This window comes from Patiriisocius marinistellae (genome assembly GCF_009014635.1).
GTDB classification, from domain to species: domain Bacteria; phylum Bacteroidota; class Bacteroidia; order Flavobacteriales; family Flavobacteriaceae; genus Patiriisocius; species Patiriisocius marinistellae.
Map to the genome: position 1 here is coordinate 1,081,027 of NZ_BKCF01000001.1, position 19,866 is coordinate 1,100,892.

The following is a 19,866-nucleotide window of genomic DNA, read 5'->3' on the forward strand; positions in this document are numbered from 1 at the left end:
TTATTGGATTAAATAGTTAATGATTGCCTGTTGCATATAATACTGTTGCACAGACGCTATTTGATCCATCTGAAATTTTAACTGTAGCTCCTGAATATCCAGAACATCGTTGAAGTCTATCGTTCCAGTCTCATAATTTTTAATCAGGATTTCCTCGGCATCGCTGGCTTGTTTTAGGTTTTTTGCTTGTGTGTTGTGTTTTATACGCGCTTGGTTGCTTTCAGATACTGCTTTCGCGAAAGCGGACTCCAGCACATTTAACCGCTGTTGCTTTTGGGTTTCGATTTCCTGCTGTCGTAACTCATTTTGTTTAGTTATGGAAGAGTAGCGATTGTTGAAAATTGGGATAGAAACTGATACCATAGGCATCAAAACATCCTTCCCATTATCACTAAAAGTCACGTCTTCGCGTGCAGTTACTGGCAAATAGTCCACCCCAAAACCAATCATAGGTAAGCTCTCACGCTGATTCAATAATTCTGATTGAGATACTGATTCGTAGAGCTTGTCATATTTGAGCAATTCTGGATTTAATGCGAGCGCATCACTTCCATAAATGGGATCTTCCGTAGGGATTTCCATTGTTGTTAAAATATCTACAGTCTCATCTTGATCTTTGTTGAGTAGGTTGTTGAAAGCAGTCTGTTCTGCCAGATATTCCTCTTCCAGCACTTCTTTTTGCTGTAGCAATTCGTTCTGACGTATCTGTAATCGCAATACATCTACCGCGCTCGCTTTTCCTACCTCTACAGATGTGAGCGCAAGACGCTCATAGGTTTCCAGTAATTCTATATTCTCATCAAGCACTCTTTGCTTTGCACGTATTTCATACAAACGGTAATAGGATTGAGCAACTGAGAGTGTCAGTTTTCTTTTGGCAATGGTAACTTCAACATATTCAGCTTCTGCCATTGAGGTTGCATAATTCTCACGTGCTGTAATGGTTCCAAACCAAGGTAACATCTGCTTCACACCAATTCTTGCACGTTGTGCACCTACCCGAGTTTCTGGCTCACTAATAAAGTAACCAGCACTTAATTCTGTGTTAGGGATCCAGTCTGCTTCATTTACTTTTTCCTCGGCAATGTTGTAGCGCAATTCAAACGCCTGAATCTCTGGGTTGTTCGTAGTTGCCTCATCTATATAGGATTGTAATTGTTGCGCTTTCGCGAAAGCGGAAACCAACAAAAAACACGTTACGATCTTAATATTTTTCATTTGTTTGCTTTTTTAAGTAAGTACTCTTCCCTCCAGCTATACAGGACTGGCAGTAAAAAATAGGATGTGATGTCGATGATCATCCCGCCAAAAATGGGTATCGCCATAGGGATCATTATATCGCTGCCTTTTCCTGTAGATGTGAGCACTGGCAACAGTGCGAGAACCGTGGTCACGGTAGTCATTAAACATGGACGGATGCGCTTTCCAGCTGCCACTAAAGTTGCGTGCCTAATTTGCTTTTTATTATCAGGACGCTCTAAGTCAAAGGATTGTTTGAGATAGGTCGCCATGACTACACCGTCGTCTGTTGCAATTCCAAAAAGTGCTATGAAACCTACCCAAACGGCGACGCTCAAATTGATCACTTCCATATTGAATAGATCTCGCATATTCTCGCCAAACAGATTGAAATTGAAAAACCAATCTTGCCCATAAAGCCATATCATAATGAATCCACCAGCAAATGCAACGGCTATTCCCGTAAACACCATAAGCGATGTAGATACCGAGCGGAACTGGAAATACAGAATTATAAAGATGATAAGTAAGGCCAACGGAACCACTACCGAAAGTGTTTTTTCGGCTCGCAGTTGGTTTTCATAAGTTCCTGTAAATCGGTAATTGATCCCTTGCGGTACGATAAGCTCTCCGTTATCAATTTTCTGTTTGATGAGCGCTTGTGCATTTTCAACCACATCTACTTCCGCAAAGCCGTCCAACTTGTCAAAAAGCACATATCCTATCAGGAAGGTGTCTTCACTTTTTATGACTTGAGGTCCTTGCTCATAACGAATCTCCACCAGCTCGCCCAACGGAACTGGACTACCTTTTTCTACAGGTACATAGATATCTTTAATATCATCTGGATTACCACGTAGCTCACGTGGATAGCGCACGCGTACACCATAACGCTCGCGACCTTCTACAGTTTGCGTGAGAGGCATACCGCCAACGGCAACTTGTAATACTTCCTGTACATCCATTATGGAAATACCATAACGCGCCAGTTGATCTCGCTTTATATCAATGAGTAAGTAAGGTTTACCTACAATACGGTCTGCAAAAACTGCTTGCTCTTTTACGCCTTCGGCTTGTTTTAGAATATCTTCTAACTGTAACCCAAAATCTTCAATCGACTTTAGATCGGGACCTTTTACCTTAATGCCCATAGGCGCACGCATCCCTGTTTGTAACATTACCAGTCGCGTTTCAATAGGCTGTAATTTAGGCGCAGAGGTCACTCCAGGAAATTTGGTTACCGCTACAATCTCGTTCCAGATATCATCTGGACTTGTTATTTCTGGTCGCCAGTTGCGGTAATATTCGCCATCATCATCTGCAATTAAATCATCACGAGTTGCGGTGGTTTTAAGTTGGGACGCATCATAGCTGGCATCTTCACTTATTTCATTATTTGGATTGATGATAAACTTGTTGTTTTTCAATACATATAGCCCATCATCATTCATTTGGTAGCGTTGTCGCTCTCCATTTTCATTGCGCATATATTCAGCTTTATACTGAATCACATTTTCATACATAGATAATGGCGCAGGATCGAGTGCAGATTCCGTCCTACCTGATTTTCCCACCACAGTCTCAATCTCTGGAATACTGGCGACGGCCATATCCAGTTGTTGTAAGACGCGTTTATTTTCTTCTACACCAGCGTGTGGCAAGGATGTAGGCATCAGTAAAAAGGAACCTTCATTAAGCGCTGGCATAAATTCTTTGCCAGTGTTGCGCATAATTAGCGCACCCAGAATTAATACCGTAGTTGGAATAATTAAAAATAGGTATCGGTTTTCAAGCGCCCATTTCAATATGTTCTCATAGTACCGTCTAAAAATTGAGAAAATACCAAGCAGTCCAAAACAGATGATCGCCACAAAAATTAAGTTCATTAAGATACTGCGGTCAAATCCTAAAGGTCGCCAATATTCGGCTAACAGCACGACAATAGCGATACAGGAAATGATGATATTGACTACGTTTTGATTGATGTTGATGCTGTAGCCAGCAATGGTAAGTTTGTATTCCTTTTCCGCTTTAAGCGAAAAGAATAAACCACTGCATCCAAACGCAATTAGAATCAACCCAAGCCAGTAACCAAATACAATTGCAGTAATGCCAAGTGCGATCAAAAGACCATTCAACAGCAGTTTAGATCGCTTGCGAATATTCGTTTTTCTGAAAAGAAACGCTGCAAACGGCGGTATTAAAAACAGTGCGATTACGAGGGATGCAGAAAGTGCCATCGTCTTTGTAAATGCAAGTGGTCTGAAGAGTTTTCCTTCGGCACCTACCATTGTAAATACTGGAATAAAACTGATAATGGTCGTGAGTACAGCGGTAAGTATCGCTCCAGAAACTTCGGCGGTTGCATTGTAGATAACCTCGTTTGTGGTGAATTCTATTCCGCTTTCGCCAAAGCGTAATTTTTCATCTTCTAAATGCCTGATCATATTTTCGGCAAGGATAACGCCTACATCTACCATTGTACCGATGGCGATGGCTATACCAGATAATGCGACGATGTTTGCATCTACATTAAAAAGCTTCATCGTGATGAATACCATCAGCACGGCAACCGGCAACAACCCAGATATTAAAATGGATGCGCGCAGGTTAAAAACCATAACAATAATGACCAAAATGGTAATGAGAATTTCTAATGTAAGTGCCTCATAAAGGGTATGCAATGTTTCCTGTATAAGCTCTGTACGGTCGTAAAAAGGGACTATGGTCACTTGTGAAGTGCGACCGTCTGATAAGGTTTTTGTGGGTAGTCCAGAAGATAATTCGGCAATCTGATCTTTTACATTATTAATGACTTCCAGCGGATTTGCTCCATAACGAGCGACCACTACGCCACCGACGACTTCGGCACCTTCCTTGTCCAAAATACCACGTCTGGTCTGCGGTCCCAATTGAACATTTGCTATGTCCTTGATTCTGATAGACGTAAAATTTTCTGAAGTGACGACTGCGTTCTGAATATCTTCAATGGACTTGATGTAGCCCAGACCACGCACGAGATATTCAGCTTGATTAATTTCTAAAGTCTGTGCACCTATATCCTGATTGCTTTCTTTAACTGCCTTGACGATAGCGCTCAAGCCTATGTTATACTGACGCATCTTTTCAGGATCAACATCTACTTGATATTCCTGCACGTAACCTCCAATGGACGCCACCTCTGAAACACCACTTGCCGAAGACAGACCGTATTTCACATAGTAATCCTGAATGCTTCTTAGCTCTTGCAAATCCCAACCGCCAGTTACATTGCCGTCTTTATCACGACCTTCTAAGGTGTACCAAAATATCTGTCCCAATCCTGTGGCGTCTGGACCCAAAGCTGGGTTTACGCCATCTGGCAATAGGTTGCTGGGCAGTGAATTGAGCTTTTCAAGAATACGGCTGCGCGACCAGTAGAATTCTACATCTTCTTCAAAGATGATATAGATACTGGAAAAACCAAACATTGAAGAACTACGAATAGTCTTAACGCCTGGAATACCCAGCAAAGAAGTGGTAAGTGGATAGGTAATCTGATCCTCAATATCTTGTGGCGATCGTCCTTGCCATTTTGTAAACACGATTTGTTGGTTCTCGCCAATGTCTGGAATGGCATCTACCGCAACAGGATCTGTGGGCAAAATTCCAGTTTCCCAACTGAATGGTGCGTTTACAATTCCCCAACCCACGAAAAGTGTGAGCAGAAGTACTGCGACGAGCTTGTTTTCTATAAGAAACTTGATGCTTTTATTGAGCATACATATATATTCATTAGACAGTTATACAATACTGCTTTGCTGATTCTCAAAAGCTTGGAAACAACAAAACGTGCCCTAAACGGAATTACCGCAGGGCTTTACTCCCGAATTGAATCGGGACTGTCTAATAAATCAAAATAAAAATGTCTGGTGTAATACTTGTAAATCCTGCCTTATAAATGGTGGCGAGAGATCTACAAAAGGAACTTCTGTTGATTGAGTTCCTTCAAATAAGTTGATATATGCATATGTGAATGATGCAACAAATACTTGTTGCTCATAAGAAAGTTGCGCAAAATTTTGTTTGAGATTGTCCTGACCTTCGACGATAATCTGTTGATCTGAGCAACAAGACTTCTCAGACATCATTGGGTTTTCACAACTTTTAGCTGGTTGTGCTTTTTCCATTCCGCAAGACTTTGCTTGCTTCACAAATGAAAAATCTACTAACGTATCTCCACAATAATGCATATCCACCGTAAATGACATCGTAGTCATAAGGACTACAGCTGCCATAAAAAATGCTATCAATTTTTGGATTACTCGCTTCATTTTTTACAAAATTAATAAATCTTTGATAATTGATATTGCATTTAACTATAATTTAATTTATTCGTTCTAATTTAAAAACAATGTTTTACTTGTATATATTAAAATAAGGGAAAATCAGATTTGTAAATTTTAGTAGCTATAAAGCTTAATTTTATTTTTTTCAATTTTATGGAATATTGTTAGTTTAATTTTTTGTTAGTAAATCTGAACGAATATTTTAAGAGAAGTGTTTTTCTAAGTTAAATGAAGGTATTTAGGTAATAAGAATGAATTTTTTCTTAATTTACGCCTTCAAAATAATATTAATAAGTGAACAAAAACTGAACACGTTTTTGAACACTAAGCTATTGTATAGGATTGCTAGTCGTTGTAAATCAAATTTTTCAGCAACTCATAACCCGAAGGTCACTGGTTCGAGTCCAGTTCCCGCTACTAGGAAAAACAAGCCTTCACAGTAATGTGAGGGTTTTTTTGTGGATTTATAGAAATAGAATCAATGACGTTTAATTTTTAAAATGGAGATTTTATTGAGTTAAGCAAAGCGATAAAAAATCAAATCTACTTCAAATTAAACCTTGTATTTTTAAGATTAAAGTATCTTCGCGTTAAAATTTAGTATAATGTTAAAAGCAGTTTTATTTGATATGGACGGTGTAATTGTGGATACTGAGCCACTACACAAAAAGGCATATTTTAAAATGTTTGACGAAGTAGGCATTAATGTTTCGCAAGAATTGTACGAAAGTTTTACAGGACAATCAACATTGAATATTTGCAAACGCTTGGTGGATGATTTTAAAATTTCCGAAGACCCACAAACACTTGTCGCTATAAAACGTAAACACTTTAAATATCTTTTTGAAAATGATGAAAGTTTAGCTTTGTTAGATGGTGTTGAAGATTTAATAAAAGAGTATTTTAATAATGGTCTTACCTTGGTCTTGGCATCTTCTGCCTCAATGCCTAACATAAATAGAATCTTTGAGCGTTTTAATCTTAATCAATATTTTATCGCAAAATTAAGCGGAGCAGACTTGAATGAATCTAAACCGCATCCAGAGATTTTTGAAAAAGCAGCAATTGCATCTGGTTTTAGGCCAAGTGAGTGTTTTGTTATTGAAGATTCAACAAACGGAATAAAAGCTGCTAAAGGAGCAGGTATTTTTTGTGTAGGTTATAATAGCCATCATTCAAAAAATCAAGATTATTCAAAAGCAGATTTAGTGATTCAAAATTTCAAGGAAATAAAATTTTCTGAAATTTCTAAACACTTTTAATTGCAAATAATTTTTGAAAATATTAATATTACCAAAATTGATAAAACATGGTGTAAAAACCCATTTAGTTTGATTAATTTTATTTTAGTTTAAACAAAGGAACTCCTCAATGGAATTATTAAAAGAAGCTGAAGCTTTCGAAAACATGAAAATGAGTCACTTAACCACAAGTGAGCGTGTAAAAGCATCTCGTGAAGGAAAACGACTCGTTCTAGCACTTTACGCAATTTACAAAGAGAATAATGATCCAGAAATCATGGCAACTATGAAGCGGGTTACAGAGAAAAAAAAGAAAATTGAAAAACGTTTAATGGGACTGCCTCCAGAGGCTCGAGATTAAACAATGTTGTTTTAGTTTCTTATTTTTGAAACATGCAACCTGACAACTTTACAACTTCTTTTTTTGGAATTGGTATTCTACACGGTAAAACTCCAGAAAATCTTGGGGTTCTTTGGCGTACCGCACAAAATCTAGGAGCTAGTTTTATTTTCACTATTGGTAAACGCTATGCAAATCAAGCAAGCGATACACACAATGCTGTCAAGTCAATGCCCTATTATCACTATAAAAATTTTGATAATTTTTACGAACATCTTCCTAAGGGAGTTCGCATTGTTGGCATTGAGAAAACAGATAAAGCAGAAAACTTAGAAAATTTTAAACATCCTAAAAGATGTGTGTATCTACTAGGTGCTGAAGATAATGGTTTGAGTAATGAGGCTATTGAAAAATCGCATTTTTTAGTGCAATTTAAATCAGAGTTTAGTCTCAACGTTGCCGTTGCTGGAAGTATTGTATTATATGATAGAAGCAGAAATAAACCATTTCAGTAATTTAATTCTCACTTCTGAAAAGTAACAACATCTATAATTGTAGTGCTGCTTTAGATTTTTCTAATTGTTCGTTAAAAAGCTCTTTAGTTAATTCTTCATTCCAAAACGGAATCATTTTATGCATAATTTCTTTTCCTCTTTTTGAATTTATAATTTCTGGAAAGGCTTTTTCTAAAACATTTAACATAATATAAGTTGCCGTAGATGCTCCAGGCGAAGCGCCTAGCAAGCACGTTATTGAACCATCTTTACTACTAATCACTTCGGTGCCAAATTGAAGTTCACCGCCGGTATATTCATCTTCTTTAATAATTTGAACACGTTGGCCTGCGTGGATAATCTCCCAATCTTTATTTTTGGCATCTTTGACAAATTTTCTTAAATCATTCATTCTATCTTCAAATGACATAGATACTTGCTCTACTAAATATTTAGTCAATGGTAAGTTTTTCCAAAAAGCTCCAAGTAGAGGTGAAATATTGTCAAGTTTAATAGATTTAAAAAGGTCTAGGTTTGAGCCCTCTTTTAAAAATTTAGGGCTAAATCCTGCAAAGGGTCCAAATAATAACTCACGCTTTCCGTCAATATAACGAGTGTCTAAATGCGGTGTTGACATAGGTGGATCATTAGGCCCAGCTTTACTATACACTTTTGCATTATGTTGATTAATTATATCTTTATTTTTGCAAACAAGCCACTGTCCGCTTACGGGAAAACCACCATAACCTTCTTTTTCCTCAATTTCAACTTTTTGTAAAAGCAATAAACTGTACCCTCCAGCACCAATAAATACGTGGTCAGCTTCTAGTTGTTGTGTATTATTAGTCAATACATCTTTCACTTCAACAGTCCAGTCTAGGTCTGTATCTGGATCAATATCCTTAACTTCCATATTACAATATACAGGAGTATTGTACTCAGTTTTTAAAATATGAAATAATTGTTCGGTTAATGAGCCAAAATTCATCTCAGCGCCACGCCCCATTCTTGAGGCAGCAAGGTTTTCGTCTATGTCGCGGTTACCCATAATTAGTGGAAACCATTTAGCCATTTCTTCATGGTCGCGCGTAAACTCAATACTATCAAACATAAAATGTTCTTTCATTACATTATACCTTTTTTCAAGGTAATCTGCATTATCTTTTCCTTGCACCCAACTATGATGATTTACTGGGTTTATAAAAGTTTTAGGATCTTTGATAAGATTTTTGTTGAGTAAATAACTCCAAAATTGTTTAGAGATTTCAAATTGTTTACAAATAGAAATAGCTTTACTAATATCAACACCATTTTCATTTTCAGGACAATAATTTAACTCGCATAAGGCTGAGTGACCTGTTCCGGCATTATTCCAGGCAGCGCTGCTTTCTTGTGCAACTTTGTCTAATCGCTCAAGTATTAAAATATTTAAATCTGGCTTTAATATTTTTGAAATTAGCGCAAGATTTGCACTCATGATTCCGCCGCCTACGCAAATTAAATCGTAGTGCTTTTTTAATTTTCTTTTTAAAGCCATAGTTGTATTATTCTGAAATTTCTACACCTTTCCAAAATGCTACATAACCTTCAATAGGCTTTGCAGCATGTGATGTTTTAGGGTAATACCAAGCTGCGTCAATATTTGATTCTCCATCAACGTATATTGAATAATAGGAAGCATCTCCCTTCCAAGGGCAATGTGTTGATTTGTTACTTTCTTTGAAATATTCTTCCTTTATTGAATTTTTTGGAAAATAATGATTGTTTTCAATTATAATAGTATCATTACTTTCGGCTAGAATTTGATTGTTCCAAATTGCTTTCATAATCAATTTATATGTATGCTTCTTAAACTTGTTAACTAAATGCTATTTCTTTTTAAAAAGGTAATTTTTATAATAAGCTTTTGAGTCTGTAAAATCTGTAATAATTTCAAGCCCTGCTTCACCTGCTAACCAAGCCACTGTTTTATCGTCATATTTTTGAGATATTTCAGTATGTATAGTTTCCCACTGATCAAAGTTTATTTCTAAGTCTAACGCATTTATATGGACCTTTTGAGCTTTTGTAGCTACTAAAAAACTTTTTGCAGTACCCGTTTCTGGATCGTATACTTCCCAGTGTTTAAAATTTTTAAGATTAAAATTAGCAGCCATTTCAGTATTAATTCTAGTCAACAAGTTTTTATTAAAAGCCTCGGTAACTCCTGTTTCATCATTATATGCATTAAGAATAGTCTGTGGGTTTTTCTTCTGGTCAAACCCAATAAATAACATGTCATTGCTATTCATCGTTTCCTTTAGTTTTGTTAAAAAATCTATGGCACGAGGATGTAATAGATTACCTATGTTTGAGCCTAAAATCATAATTGCTTTTTTTCGACTTTTGAAGGTTTTTAATCTTTCTAGAACTTCAAAATATTCGCCTTTTTCAGCTTCTACATTAACTTTAGGGAGTTCTTTTGATAGTTTTTTTGAAAGGCTGTCTATTGCATTTTGACTAATATCAATAGGCTTGTAGATAAAATCTGTTTCGGTTTCCGAAAGTAGTTTTAGCAATACTTTTGTCTTCTTCGCATCACCAGCACCTAATTCAATTAAATCATAGCCACCCTTAACATTTCCGAAGTGAGCAGCAATCTCTTTAGTGTGTATCGATAGTATTTCAAACTCACAGTTAGTTAAATAATATTCTGGCAATGCCATTATATCTTGAAATAATTTGTCTCCTTTTTTGTCGTAAATATATTTTGAGGAGAGGTATTTTGGGTATGCGGTTAAGCCTTCAAAAACTTCTTTTTTAAATGTTGTGTCCAATGCAATCGTGGTTTTAATATTCATTTTAAGCGACTATTTTGCAAGTCTTATTCCTGTAAATTGCCATCTTAACTGTGCGTGAAAAAAGTTGCGATATGTAGGACGTGTGTGATTTACTGGAGTTACTACAGACCCTCCGCGAAGTACTTTTTGATTGACCATAAATTTACCATTATACTCGCCAATTGCTCCTTCTGCTTTTTTGTAGTTGGGGTAAGGTAGGTAGGCGCTTTCTGTCCATTCCCATCGTTGTCCCCATTTAAATTTAGTGTTTGCTGCTTCCCACTCAAACTCTGTAGGTAGTCTAAAGCCACTCCATTGTGCATATGCAAATGCCTCAAAGTAACTAATGTGTTTTACGGGTGCATCCATGTCTAATGCTTGCAGTCCTTGCAAGGTGTAATGGTGCCATTTATCATCAACATTGTGCCAATACATAGGGTGATTGGGTTGTTGCTGTTTTACCCATTCCCAGCCTTCCATATGCCAAAAATTAAAGTCTTTATAACCCCCAGCATTTATAAAATTTAAATATTCGCCATTAGTCACTAACTTATTTGAAATAGCGTAATTATGTAAGTAAACTTTGTGACGATTTACCTCATTATCGTAATGAAATGTTTTTGGGTTTTCGTGTCCTATTTCATAGATGCCTTCTTCTATAGATATCCATTTTTGCTCAATATCTTCGATTGTGTTTTCAATAAATGTATCGTTGTATTTAGGCTGAAATGGATTGTTTCCAAGAATAAATTTAATGTCTGTCATTAATAATTCTTGATGTTGTTTTTCGTGATGGACTCCCATTAAAAGAAGATTTTTAATTTCTTCTGAAATGTTGCCTTTTAACAAGTCTTTAAGTTCATTTGTTACGTAATGTCTATAGTCGTACACATGAGCAACACTAGGGCGGGACATATTACCACGTGCGCTTCTTACAATTCTTTTACCTATGCCTTCATAATAACTATTAAAAGCAAATGCGAAGTCTTTATGAAAAAGTTTATAGTTAGGTTTATGGTGTTTTAATATAAATTCTTCATAGAACCAAGTGGTGTGTCCTAGGTGCCACTTTGGGGGAGATACGTCTAGTTCAGGTTGTATTACATAATCCTCTAGCTCTAAGGGTTTACAGAGGGTTTCAGTATATTGTCGAGTTTCAGTAAAAAGCAAAATTAAATTATCAGTAATAGTCATAAAAAAAAGTGTCCAATTAAGTAGACACTTTAAAGATACAAATTCTATAAGGTTTAGAGAAAACGAGTAAGCGTTAAACAGATGTTAATTCTCATTTTTAGAACGTTTTTCTCTACGTAATCTTTTTCTTTTTTCCTTTGGAGTTTCTTTTAGATTTTCAACTTTAAATACAATAGGTAATGCATATAGTAAAGAGACTGCCTTTTCTTTTAGATAACCAGGAGTCATTTTTGGTAATAATGAAATTACTCGTTCTCCTTCATTAATTAGTAAAGGGTGTGGTGCTCTTGCTTTAATATTAACAACATCTCCCTCTTTGTTAATTTTAAAGCTAATATATATTTTTTGAATTCCTTCTAAAAGCAAACTGTCAGCAATTCTTTTATTAAAATTGACTAAAATATGTTTTCGCATTTCGTATGACATACACTTCTTTAATGCATCGTTAAAAAGGTGATGTTCACATCCAGGATAAATAGGTGGTTTGTCTAGGTCTTGAATATTTCTAGCAACAATTTCTTCATCACTTTTATTTTGAGCGTATATATTAGTATAAATCGATGTGATAAGTAAAAGAGAAAAAAAATGTTTCATAATTAAATTAATAATAAAAAGGTATATAAACGAGATTATCATTTACATACCTTTAAATTTATTTTCTAAGAAGTATTTGGTTTATTCTTAATTATTTATTTGTCTTAAAATTAAAAGGAACACTCATTTTTATAGCCCTTGGTTTTCCTCCCATCATACCAGGTTTAAGTGTAGGCATCTTTTCTATATTTGCTCTAGCAGCATCTTGTAGCCCTTTATTTCCACCAGTCACATTTTTAACTTCTACTTTACCTTGTTCATTAATTACAAAATCAACAACAACACGACCTTGAATATTTTTTTTGTATTCATCCATAGGGTATTTAAAGTTTTTTACAATATGCTGTGTCAATTTTTGATTAAAACATTTATCTTTTTGAGCCTCACTACCAGAACATCCAGGCCATACCGGTGCAATCTCTTTCATGGTTAGTGTGTTGTTTTGTACAGTACCCCATGCTGGATCATCTTGTGCAAAAGTTGAAGCTGAAATAAGTACAAAAGCAAGTAAAAATAGATTTTTCATAAGTAAATTTTGGGTTTAAATTGCAACTGCACCTTTAATGTGCGGATGCGGATTATAATCAGTCAACGTAAAGTCATCAAATTTGAAGCCAAAAATATCTTTTACATTTGGATTTAGCAACATTTTTGGTAAAGGTCTTGTTTCTCGAGACAATTGAAGTTCAATTTGTTCCATATGATTGTTGTAAATATGAGCATCTCCAAATGTATGTATAAAATCTCCAGCCTCGTAGCCACAAACCTGGGCCATCATCATTGTAAAAAGTGCATACGACGCAATATTAAAAGGTACGCCTAAAAAAATATCTGCGCTGCGCTGGTAAAGCTGGCAAGAAAGTTTTCCGTTAGCAACATAAAATTGAAAAAATGCATGGCAGGGAGGGAGTGCGGCCTTTCCATTGGCTACATTTTCTGAAAATGAAACCGATGTATTAGGCATAACACTAGGGTTCCATGCGCTTACAAGCATTCTGCGACTGTCTGGATTTGTTTTTAATGTTTTTATAATGTCTGAAATTTGATCAATTTCTTCACTATTCCAGTTGCGCCATTGATGTCCATAAACGGGGCCTAAATCTCCTTTTTTATCTGCCCATTCATTCCAGATACGAACACCGTTTTCTTGAAGATATTTAATGTTTGTATCACCATTTAAAAACCATAAAAGTTCATAAATAATGGACTTTAAATGTAATTTTTTTGTAGTGACCATAGGAAATCCTTCGCTTAAATCAAAACGCATTTGATATCCAAATACACTTTTAGTTCCTGTTCCTGTGCGATCATGTTTTTGAGCTCCGCTTTCAACTACATGTTTTATAAGGTCGTGGTATTGCTTCATTTTAAATCTTTTATGAATGGTAAATTTAATTAACGGTCTTGGAGGGATAAAATTTTCGCGGAAGCGGTTTTAAAGAAGTTATTAACTTTTTAACATACCGTTAACAAATCACTCAGAATTGTGTAATTTTGTTCTATGGCACACTCAGTAACTACTTATAAAATGGATCATGGTATTATGGAATGCTTTGATGTCTATCTTGTCTATACTTTGCAGGGTTCAGAAATTTCTGCAAAAATTGCTAGCGAAATTCTTAGATGTGCTGATACGCATTATCAAAATAAACCTTATGTTTTTATCTCAAATCGCGCATTTAGTTCTGATGTTGACCCAAAGGCGTATAAAGAGGTAAACCCTAAAACTATGGTAGGTCTTGCTATTGTTAGTGAAGATGCTAGTGTAAAGCAAGAGGCGGTGAGTGAGCAACACTTATACGAGGGTGCATTTAGCTTTTTTAAAACAGTAGAACAGGCTATAGGTTGGGCTAGAACTGTAATTAGAGATTGATGTTTAAATAATTCTAATACATGTTTTATTAGCTAAAATTTTAAATAAATATTGAAGATTATCTAGCAATTATCCAATAATCATTCCTGCAATCGCTGCTGAAATTAAGGAAGCTAGCGAACCTCCCAATAATGCTCTCATCCCAAATTTTGAAAGAACTTTACGTTGTCCAGGTGCTAATGAGCCAATACCACCTATTTGAATTCCAATAGATGCAAAGTTTGCAAAACCACAAAGCATGTAAGTTGCCATAATTACAGATTTTTCGTAATTTAAATGCATTTCATTATTAAGGTTTTTTAACTCAGCAAGCTGTATGTATCCTACAAACTCACTTGCAGCTAGCTTTATTCCAAGGAGTTGTCCCATCATCATCATATCTGCCTCTGCAACACCTATTAGCCACATTAACGGGGCGAAGAGTGTTCCTAAAATTGCTTCAAGGGATAATTGTGGGTAGGCAGTGTTTGCTGCCATCCATTCATTAATGGAAGTTATTTGTCCTAAGTAGCCTATAATGCCATTAAACATAGCAATGAAAGCTACAAACACTAAAAGCATAGCACCCACATTTACTGCAAGCCTTAGTCCTTCTGTAGTACCATTTGCGATGGCATCTAGTATATTTGAACCTATTTTTTCTGAAGAAACTGTTACATCTGTATTTACCTCTTCTGTTTGAGGGTATAGTATTTTTGAAATTACAATAGCTCCTGGTGCTGCCATGACAGAAGCTGCTAATAAGTGTTTCGCAAAAACTAAACGCAAGGCAGGATCATCACCACCTAAAAATCCAATATAGGCTGCTAACACTGCTCCAGCAACAGTTGCCATACCTCCTATCATTACTAAAAGCATTTCACTTTTAGTCATTTTTTCTAAATAGGCTTTAATAAGTAATGGTGCTTCAGTTTGACCTAAAAATATGTTTCCTGCCACGCTTAAGCTTTCGGCTCCTGAAATACGAAGGACTTTTGATAATAACCATCCAAAGGCTTTAACTACTTTTTGAATAATTCCTAAATAGAATAATACAGACGTTAGTGCCGAAAAGAAAATAATTGTTGGTAAAACTTGGAATGCAAAAATAAACCCAAACGTATCCATGTCAACCACAAGACCTTCAAATAGAAATTTACTTCCTGCTCTGGTAAAATCTAAAATATTGATAAAAACCTTACCAATAGCTTCAAAAATGCTTTGTACAAAAGGTACTTTTAAAACCCCAATGGCTATAATTAACTGTAGCGCAAGACCTAATCCTACCGTTCGCCAACTAATAGCTTTTTTATTTGCGCTAAATAAAAAGGCTATAAAAATCAAAGACAACATGCCTAGTGCGCCTCTCCAAAAACTAGAAAATGTAAAACCTTCTGAGGGTATAAATGAAGCCGCCGTATTATCACTGTCTTCATTTTTTTCGGAAATTTGAAGGGATGTTAACTCGTTTGCGGTGGTTGCTATTGGTGTTGTAAATTTATAAGTAGTATTATTTTCAGTGAAAGAAAGAGAAGTGTCTGTTAGCTCTGTTACTCTGTATCTTTTTATGCTGTCGCTTGGTGAGTTGAAGAAAAAAATTAGTAAGTCATTTTGATATATATAATCTCCAGAAGCCTTTAGGTTGTCTTTAGCAGATAGTTGGTAATTGAATGAGCCGTTCTGTAATTCTAAGAAATCTTTTCCTGAAATTACTTCAAAAAAGGATGCGCCGTTTTCAGAGGTAACGCTTTTGAAATCCCATTTCTTTTCAATAGTTTGCGCAGTTACATTTCCGAAGAAAAAAAGCACTAATATAAAACTTAAAAAATATTTCATAAAAAATAGGTGGTGTTTTATTAACGCTTAGAAATTTCGTCTCTTATACGTGCAGCACTCTCGTAATCTTCGTTTGCAACAGCTTCGCTTAGTAATGATTTTAAGTCTTTAAGCGTTGTGTTTTTGTAATCGTTTGTTGCAGTGCTTAAGGATTCTTTGTCATCATCGAACAGCAAGTCTTCAATAACTGCATCTTTATCAACTTTTTCAACATCACTTTTCTTTTTGCCAGTTTTGAGATAAATGCCAGCAGTGTCAAGAATTCCTTTGTAAGTGAAAATTGGTGCTTTAAATCTAAGAGCTAGCGCAATGGCGTCACTTGTTCTTGCGTCAATTATTTCTTCAATTCCATCTCTTTCGCAAATAATGCTTGAATAGAAAACACCGTCTACAAGTTTATGGATAATAACTTGCTTTACTACAATTTCATAACGATCAGCAAAATTTTTAAATAAATCATGCGTCAATGGACGTGGAGGCATAATTTCTTTTTCTAACGCAATGGCAATTGATTGAGCTTCAAAAGCCCCAATTACAATTGGTAATTTACGTTCTCCGTCCATTTCGCTCAAAATAAGTGCATAGGCACCATTTTGTGTTTGGCTATAAGAAATTCCTTTAATATTTAATCGAACTAAACTCATCGTCAATAATCAATTTTCAGTAGTAGCGTTAATGCGGCTTCAATTAAAAAAGGCTGTTTAAATAGGAGGTTGTCCTTATTTAAACAGCCTTTTTTGAAAGGCACAAATTAATAAAAATTATGCGTTCTGTGCTTTAAAAGCTTTCAATTTTTCATTGAGTTGAGGTACAATTTCAAAAGCATCTCCTACAATACCATAATCAGCAGCCTTAAAGAAAGGAGCTTCAGGGTCTGTATTGATAACTACTTTTACTTTTGAAGAGTTTATTCCGGCAAGATGCTGGATAGCTCCACTAATCCCAATAGCAATATATAAATTTGATGCTACTGGTTTCCCAGTTTGTCCTACGTGCTCACCGTGAGGTCTCCAGCCCATGTCGCTCACTGGCTTTGAACAAGCAGTTGCAGCACCTAATATCTCAGCCATTTCTTCAATCATTCCCCAATTTTCTGGTCCTTTTAATCCACGACCAGCAGATACTACGATTTCGGCATCAGCAATTGTTACTTTATCTGTTGCTTTATCTACAGAAACTACTTTCGTTGAAAAATCATCTTCAGATAGCGTTGGAGAAAAAGATTCTGCAGCAGCACCACCATTACTTTCTTTTAATCCAAAAGCATTTTTACCTAAGCCAACAACCTTAATTGCAGTAGAAATTTCAGTTACTGAAAATGCTTTATTCGTAAACACACTGTGCTTTACTTTAAATGGAGAAGTGCTTTCTGGTATACCAACTACGTTAGGTACATAACCAGCTTCTAGGTTTACAGCAACTAAAGGAGCCATAAATTTAGCATTTGCGCTTTGTGATAAAACAACTACTTGGGCATTTTCAGCTTTTGCAGCTTGTGCAAGAACATCAGCATATGCTTCTGCATTGAAATTGTTTAATTTATCGTTAGAAACTTCAAGTACTTTGTCTGCACCATAAGCTCCTAATTCTGAAGCGTTACCGCCATTTACTGAAACTGCAGTGACAGACGTTCCCATGCTGTCAGCAATTGCTTTTGCGTAAGAAACTACTTCTAACGCTATTTTTTTGAATGAACCATTTTCAGATTCTGTATATACTAATACGCTCATTTTTCTTAGATTACTTTTGCTTCGTTATGAAGTAGGTTAATTAAATCATCTACATTATCTACTAACTTTACAGCGCCTTTAGGGGCTGGCTTTTCAAACACAACAGTGTTTGTTTCTGCGTTAGCGTCTATCGCTTCTTTAACATGTAATGGCTTGCTACGTGCTTGCATAATTCCACGCATATTAGGAATGCGAAGGTCGCTTTCTTCAACAAGTCCTTTTTGACCACCAACAACTAGGGGTAAGGTAGTGCTAATAGTTTCTTTACCACCGTCAATTTCTCTAATAGCAGTAGCATCTGTCCCATTAACTTCTAAGCTAATACACGTGTTTACAAAATTTGCATCTATTAATTTAGCAAGCATTCCTGGCACCATTCCACCGTTATAATCAATAGACTCACGTCCACCAATCACTAGGTCATAGCCGCCTTCTTTTACAACATTTGCAAGTTGCTTTGCAACACTATAGCCATCTGTAGCAGGGGTGTTAATTCTAATTGCTTCATCTGCGCCAATAGCTAATGCTTTGCGTAAAGTAGGTTCGGTTTCTGGTCCACCTACGTTAATTACATGAACACTCGCTCCTTGCTTTTCTTTAAACCACATAGCACGAGTTAAACCAAATTCATCATTAGGGTTGATTACAAAATTTACACCAGCAGTGTCAAATTTAGTATCACCGTCAGTGAAATTTATTTTTGAAGTAGTGTCAGGTACATGACTGATACAAACTAATATTTTCATTCTTTATGCCCGCAAAGGCGGGTAACTTATTAGTCTAGTGTTTATTTCCATTGATAAAAAAGGAAATAACGCTAGCCCTTTTAAAAGGGTAGTTATACATTATTTTAATTACTTTTCTTCAAGAATAGTATGTCTCGAAAAATTGGATAGCAAAGATAGCGAATAAAACTGTAAAATACTATGCATGCATAGTAAAATTTCATTTCTAGTTTGTTAATTAATATTATTAAAATAGAACCAATAGACCATCTTGTGCCTCTTCTTAAAAATTTGGTTATGACGTATTGAGTACGATTAAATAATATTATTTTTGTTCTTCGGAAATTTTTGTCACCCTTAAAATTTCCGAAGTAAAAAATACTCGCGCAGGAGTGATAATAACTTAGGCGCTTAATTAATAGTTACCCGACTACTCGGGCACTGAAGATGAAAACACTACAATTTAGAGAAGCCATCTGCGAGGCGATGAGCGAAGAAATGCGCAAGGATGAGTCTATTTATTTAATGGGCGAGGAGGTTGCAGAATATAACGGAGCTTACAAGGCGAGTAAAGGGATGTTGGATGAGTTTGGCGCTAAACGTGTTATAGATACACCTATTGCTGAGCTTGGATTTGCAGGTATTGCAATAGGAAGTGCAATGAACGGCAATCGTCCTATTGTTGAGTATATGACGTTTAATTTTTCTTTAGTAGGGATTGATCAGATTATCAATAATGCTGCAAAAATTAGACAAATGAGTGGTGGGCAATTTAACTGTCCTATCGTCTTTAGAGGACCTACTGCAAGTGCGGGTCAACTAGCGGCAACACATTCACAGGCTTTTGAAAACTGGTTTGCAAATACTCCAGGATTAAAAGTTGTAGTGCCAAGTAATCCAGCTGATGCGAAGGGGCTATTGAAAAGTGCAATTAGGGATAATGATCCTGTAATTTTTATGGAGAGTGAGCAGATGTACGGTGATAAAGGTGAGGTGCCAGAAGGAGAATATTTAATTCCGTTGGGAGTTGCAGAAATTAAAAGAAAAGGTGCAGATGTAACCATTGTATCTTTTGGTAAAATTATCAAAGAAGCCTATAAAGCTGCAGATGAATTAGCAAAAGAAGGCATTGAGTGCGAGATTATAGATCTTAGAACTGTACGTCCTATGGATCATGATGCGATTTTGACTTCGGTTAAAAAAACAAATAGATTAGTAATTCTTGAGGAAGCGTGGCCTTTTGGAAACGTTGCGACTGAGATTACCTACCAAGTACAAAGTCAAGCTTTTGATTATCTTGATGCGCCTATAGTTAAAATTAACACTGCAGATACTCCAGCACCGTATTCTCCTGCTTTATTAAAGGAGTGGATACCTAATAGTGATGATGTTGTAAAGGCGGTTAAAAAAGTTATGTATAAAGATTAAGTTTGTTTTGTAAATCTGAAATTTAAGTTTTAAGATTTCTTTACGA

At 35.9% G+C, this 19,866-nt stretch carries 19 protein-coding genes; 5 read left to right on the forward strand and 14 right to left on the reverse strand.

Annotation, left to right across the window (positions count from 1 at the left end):
• The 3 genes from GB234_RS04820 to GB234_RS04830 form a co-directional block, all read right to left on the reverse strand.
• Positions 1-1,218 (reverse strand): TolC family protein, encoded by a 1,218-nt coding sequence (locus GB234_RS04820; protein ID WP_151893379.1) that lies wholly within the window; start codon positions 1,216-1,218, stop codon positions 1-3.
• The gene (locus tag GB234_RS04825) at positions 1,215-5,000 is read right to left on the reverse strand and encodes an efflux RND transporter permease subunit (RefSeq protein ID WP_151893380.1); all 3,786 of its coding nucleotides are present in this window, start codon (positions 4,998-5,000) and stop codon (positions 1,215-1,217) included. The genes GB234_RS04820 and GB234_RS04825 overlap by 4 nt, the downstream gene beginning before the upstream one ends.
• 132 nt (positions 5,001-5,132) lie before the next feature.
• On the reverse strand, positions 5,133-5,552 hold the full coding sequence (locus tag GB234_RS04830; protein ID WP_151893381.1) for an HYC_CC_PP family protein: 420 nt from the start codon (positions 5,550-5,552) through the stop codon (positions 5,133-5,135).
• A 620-nt stretch (positions 5,553-6,172) separates the two neighbouring features.
• On the opposite strand from GB234_RS04830, the gene GB234_RS04835 reads away from it, so the two are divergent.
• The 3 genes from GB234_RS04835 (at position 6,173) to GB234_RS04845 (ending at position 7,663) form a co-directional block, all read left to right on the forward strand.
• A complete protein-coding gene (locus GB234_RS04835) occupies positions 6,173-6,829 on the forward strand; it encodes an HAD family hydrolase (RefSeq protein WP_151893382.1) in 657 nt (218 codons plus the stop codon).
• A 109-nt stretch (positions 6,830-6,938) separates the two neighbouring features.
• The gene (locus tag GB234_RS04840; protein WP_151893383.1) at positions 6,939-7,169 is read left to right on the forward strand and encodes a hypothetical protein; all 231 of its coding nucleotides are present in this window, start codon (positions 6,939-6,941) and stop codon (positions 7,167-7,169) included.
• Between the two features lie 32 nt (positions 7,170-7,201).
• Positions 7,202-7,663, forward strand: a complete 462-nt coding sequence (locus GB234_RS04845; RefSeq protein WP_151893384.1) for an RNA methyltransferase — start codon at positions 7,202-7,204, stop codon at positions 7,661-7,663.
• Between the two features lie 31 nt (positions 7,664-7,694).
• On the opposite strand, the gene mqo is transcribed toward GB234_RS04845, so the two are convergent.
• The 7 genes from mqo to GB234_RS04880 all read right to left on the reverse strand — a co-directional run bounded on the left by mqo (position 7,695) and on the right by GB234_RS04880 (position 13,615).
• On the reverse strand, positions 7,695-9,179 hold the full coding sequence (gene mqo, locus GB234_RS04850; RefSeq protein WP_151893385.1) for a malate dehydrogenase (quinone): 1,485 nt from the start codon (positions 9,177-9,179) through the stop codon (positions 7,695-7,697).
• Positions 9,180-9,186: 7 nt separating this feature from the next.
• Positions 9,187-9,468 (reverse strand): DUF427 domain-containing protein, encoded by a 282-nt coding sequence (locus GB234_RS04855; protein ID WP_172966841.1) that lies wholly within the window; start codon positions 9,466-9,468, stop codon positions 9,187-9,189.
• Between the two features lie 42 nt (positions 9,469-9,510).
• The gene (locus GB234_RS04860) at positions 9,511-10,482 is read right to left on the reverse strand and encodes an L-histidine N(alpha)-methyltransferase (RefSeq protein ID WP_151893386.1); all 972 of its coding nucleotides are present in this window, start codon (positions 10,480-10,482) and stop codon (positions 9,511-9,513) included.
• A 9-nt stretch (positions 10,483-10,491) separates the two neighbouring features.
• Positions 10,492-11,655 carry an ergothioneine biosynthesis protein EgtB gene (gene egtB / locus GB234_RS04865; protein ID WP_151893387.1) on the reverse strand — a complete coding sequence of 388 codons (1,164 nt, stop codon included), beginning with the start codon at positions 11,653-11,655 and terminating at the stop codon, positions 10,492-10,494.
• An 84-nt stretch (positions 11,656-11,739) separates the two neighbouring features.
• Positions 11,740-12,249: an energy transducer TonB gene (locus GB234_RS04870; RefSeq protein ID WP_151893388.1), complete on the reverse strand. Its 510-nt coding sequence runs from the start codon at positions 12,247-12,249 to the stop codon at positions 11,740-11,742.
• Positions 12,250-12,340: 91 nt separating this feature from the next.
• Complete coding sequence (locus GB234_RS04875) at positions 12,341-12,775, reverse strand: energy transducer TonB (protein ID WP_151893389.1); 435 nt, start codon at positions 12,773-12,775, stop codon at positions 12,341-12,343.
• 15 nt (positions 12,776-12,790) lie between these two features.
• Positions 12,791-13,615: a thymidylate synthase gene (locus tag GB234_RS04880; RefSeq protein WP_151893390.1), complete on the reverse strand. Its 825-nt coding sequence runs from the start codon at positions 13,613-13,615 to the stop codon at positions 12,791-12,793.
• 135 nt (positions 13,616-13,750) lie between these two features.
• Here GB234_RS04880 and GB234_RS04885 point away from each other — a divergent pair, with 135 nt between their 5' ends.
• Complete coding sequence (locus GB234_RS04885; protein WP_151893391.1) at positions 13,751-14,122, forward strand: thymidylate synthase; 372 nt, start codon at positions 13,751-13,753, stop codon at positions 14,120-14,122.
• A 69-nt stretch (positions 14,123-14,191) separates the two neighbouring features.
• Here GB234_RS04885 and GB234_RS04890 read toward each other — a convergent pair whose 3' ends face one another.
• The 4 genes from GB234_RS04890 to GB234_RS04905 all read right to left on the reverse strand — a co-directional run bounded on the left by GB234_RS04890 (position 14,192) and on the right by GB234_RS04905 (position 18,413).
• Positions 14,192-15,937: a NupC/NupG family nucleoside CNT transporter gene (locus GB234_RS04890; protein ID WP_151893392.1), complete on the reverse strand. Its 1,746-nt coding sequence runs from the start codon at positions 15,935-15,937 to the stop codon at positions 14,192-14,194.
• Between the two features lie 20 nt (positions 15,938-15,957).
• A complete protein-coding gene (locus GB234_RS04895) occupies positions 15,958-16,581 on the reverse strand; it encodes a bifunctional nuclease family protein (RefSeq protein ID WP_151893393.1) in 624 nt (207 codons plus the stop codon).
• Between the two features lie 117 nt (positions 16,582-16,698).
• Positions 16,699-17,667: an electron transfer flavoprotein subunit alpha/FixB family protein gene (locus tag GB234_RS04900; protein WP_151893394.1), complete on the reverse strand. Its 969-nt coding sequence runs from the start codon at positions 17,665-17,667 to the stop codon at positions 16,699-16,701.
• A gap of 5 nt (positions 17,668-17,672) precedes the next feature.
• Positions 17,673-18,413, reverse strand: coding sequence for an electron transfer flavoprotein subunit beta/FixA family protein (locus tag GB234_RS04905; protein ID WP_151893395.1), 741 nt, complete (start codon positions 18,411-18,413; stop codon positions 17,673-17,675).
• A 426-nt stretch (positions 18,414-18,839) separates the two neighbouring features.
• On the opposite strand from GB234_RS04905, the gene GB234_RS04910 reads away from it, so the two are divergent.
• Positions 18,840-19,820, forward strand: a complete 981-nt coding sequence (locus GB234_RS04910; RefSeq protein ID WP_151893396.1) for a pyruvate dehydrogenase complex E1 component subunit beta — start codon at positions 18,840-18,842, stop codon at positions 19,818-19,820.
• The last annotated feature ends 46 nt before the right edge of the window (positions 19,821-19,866 follow it).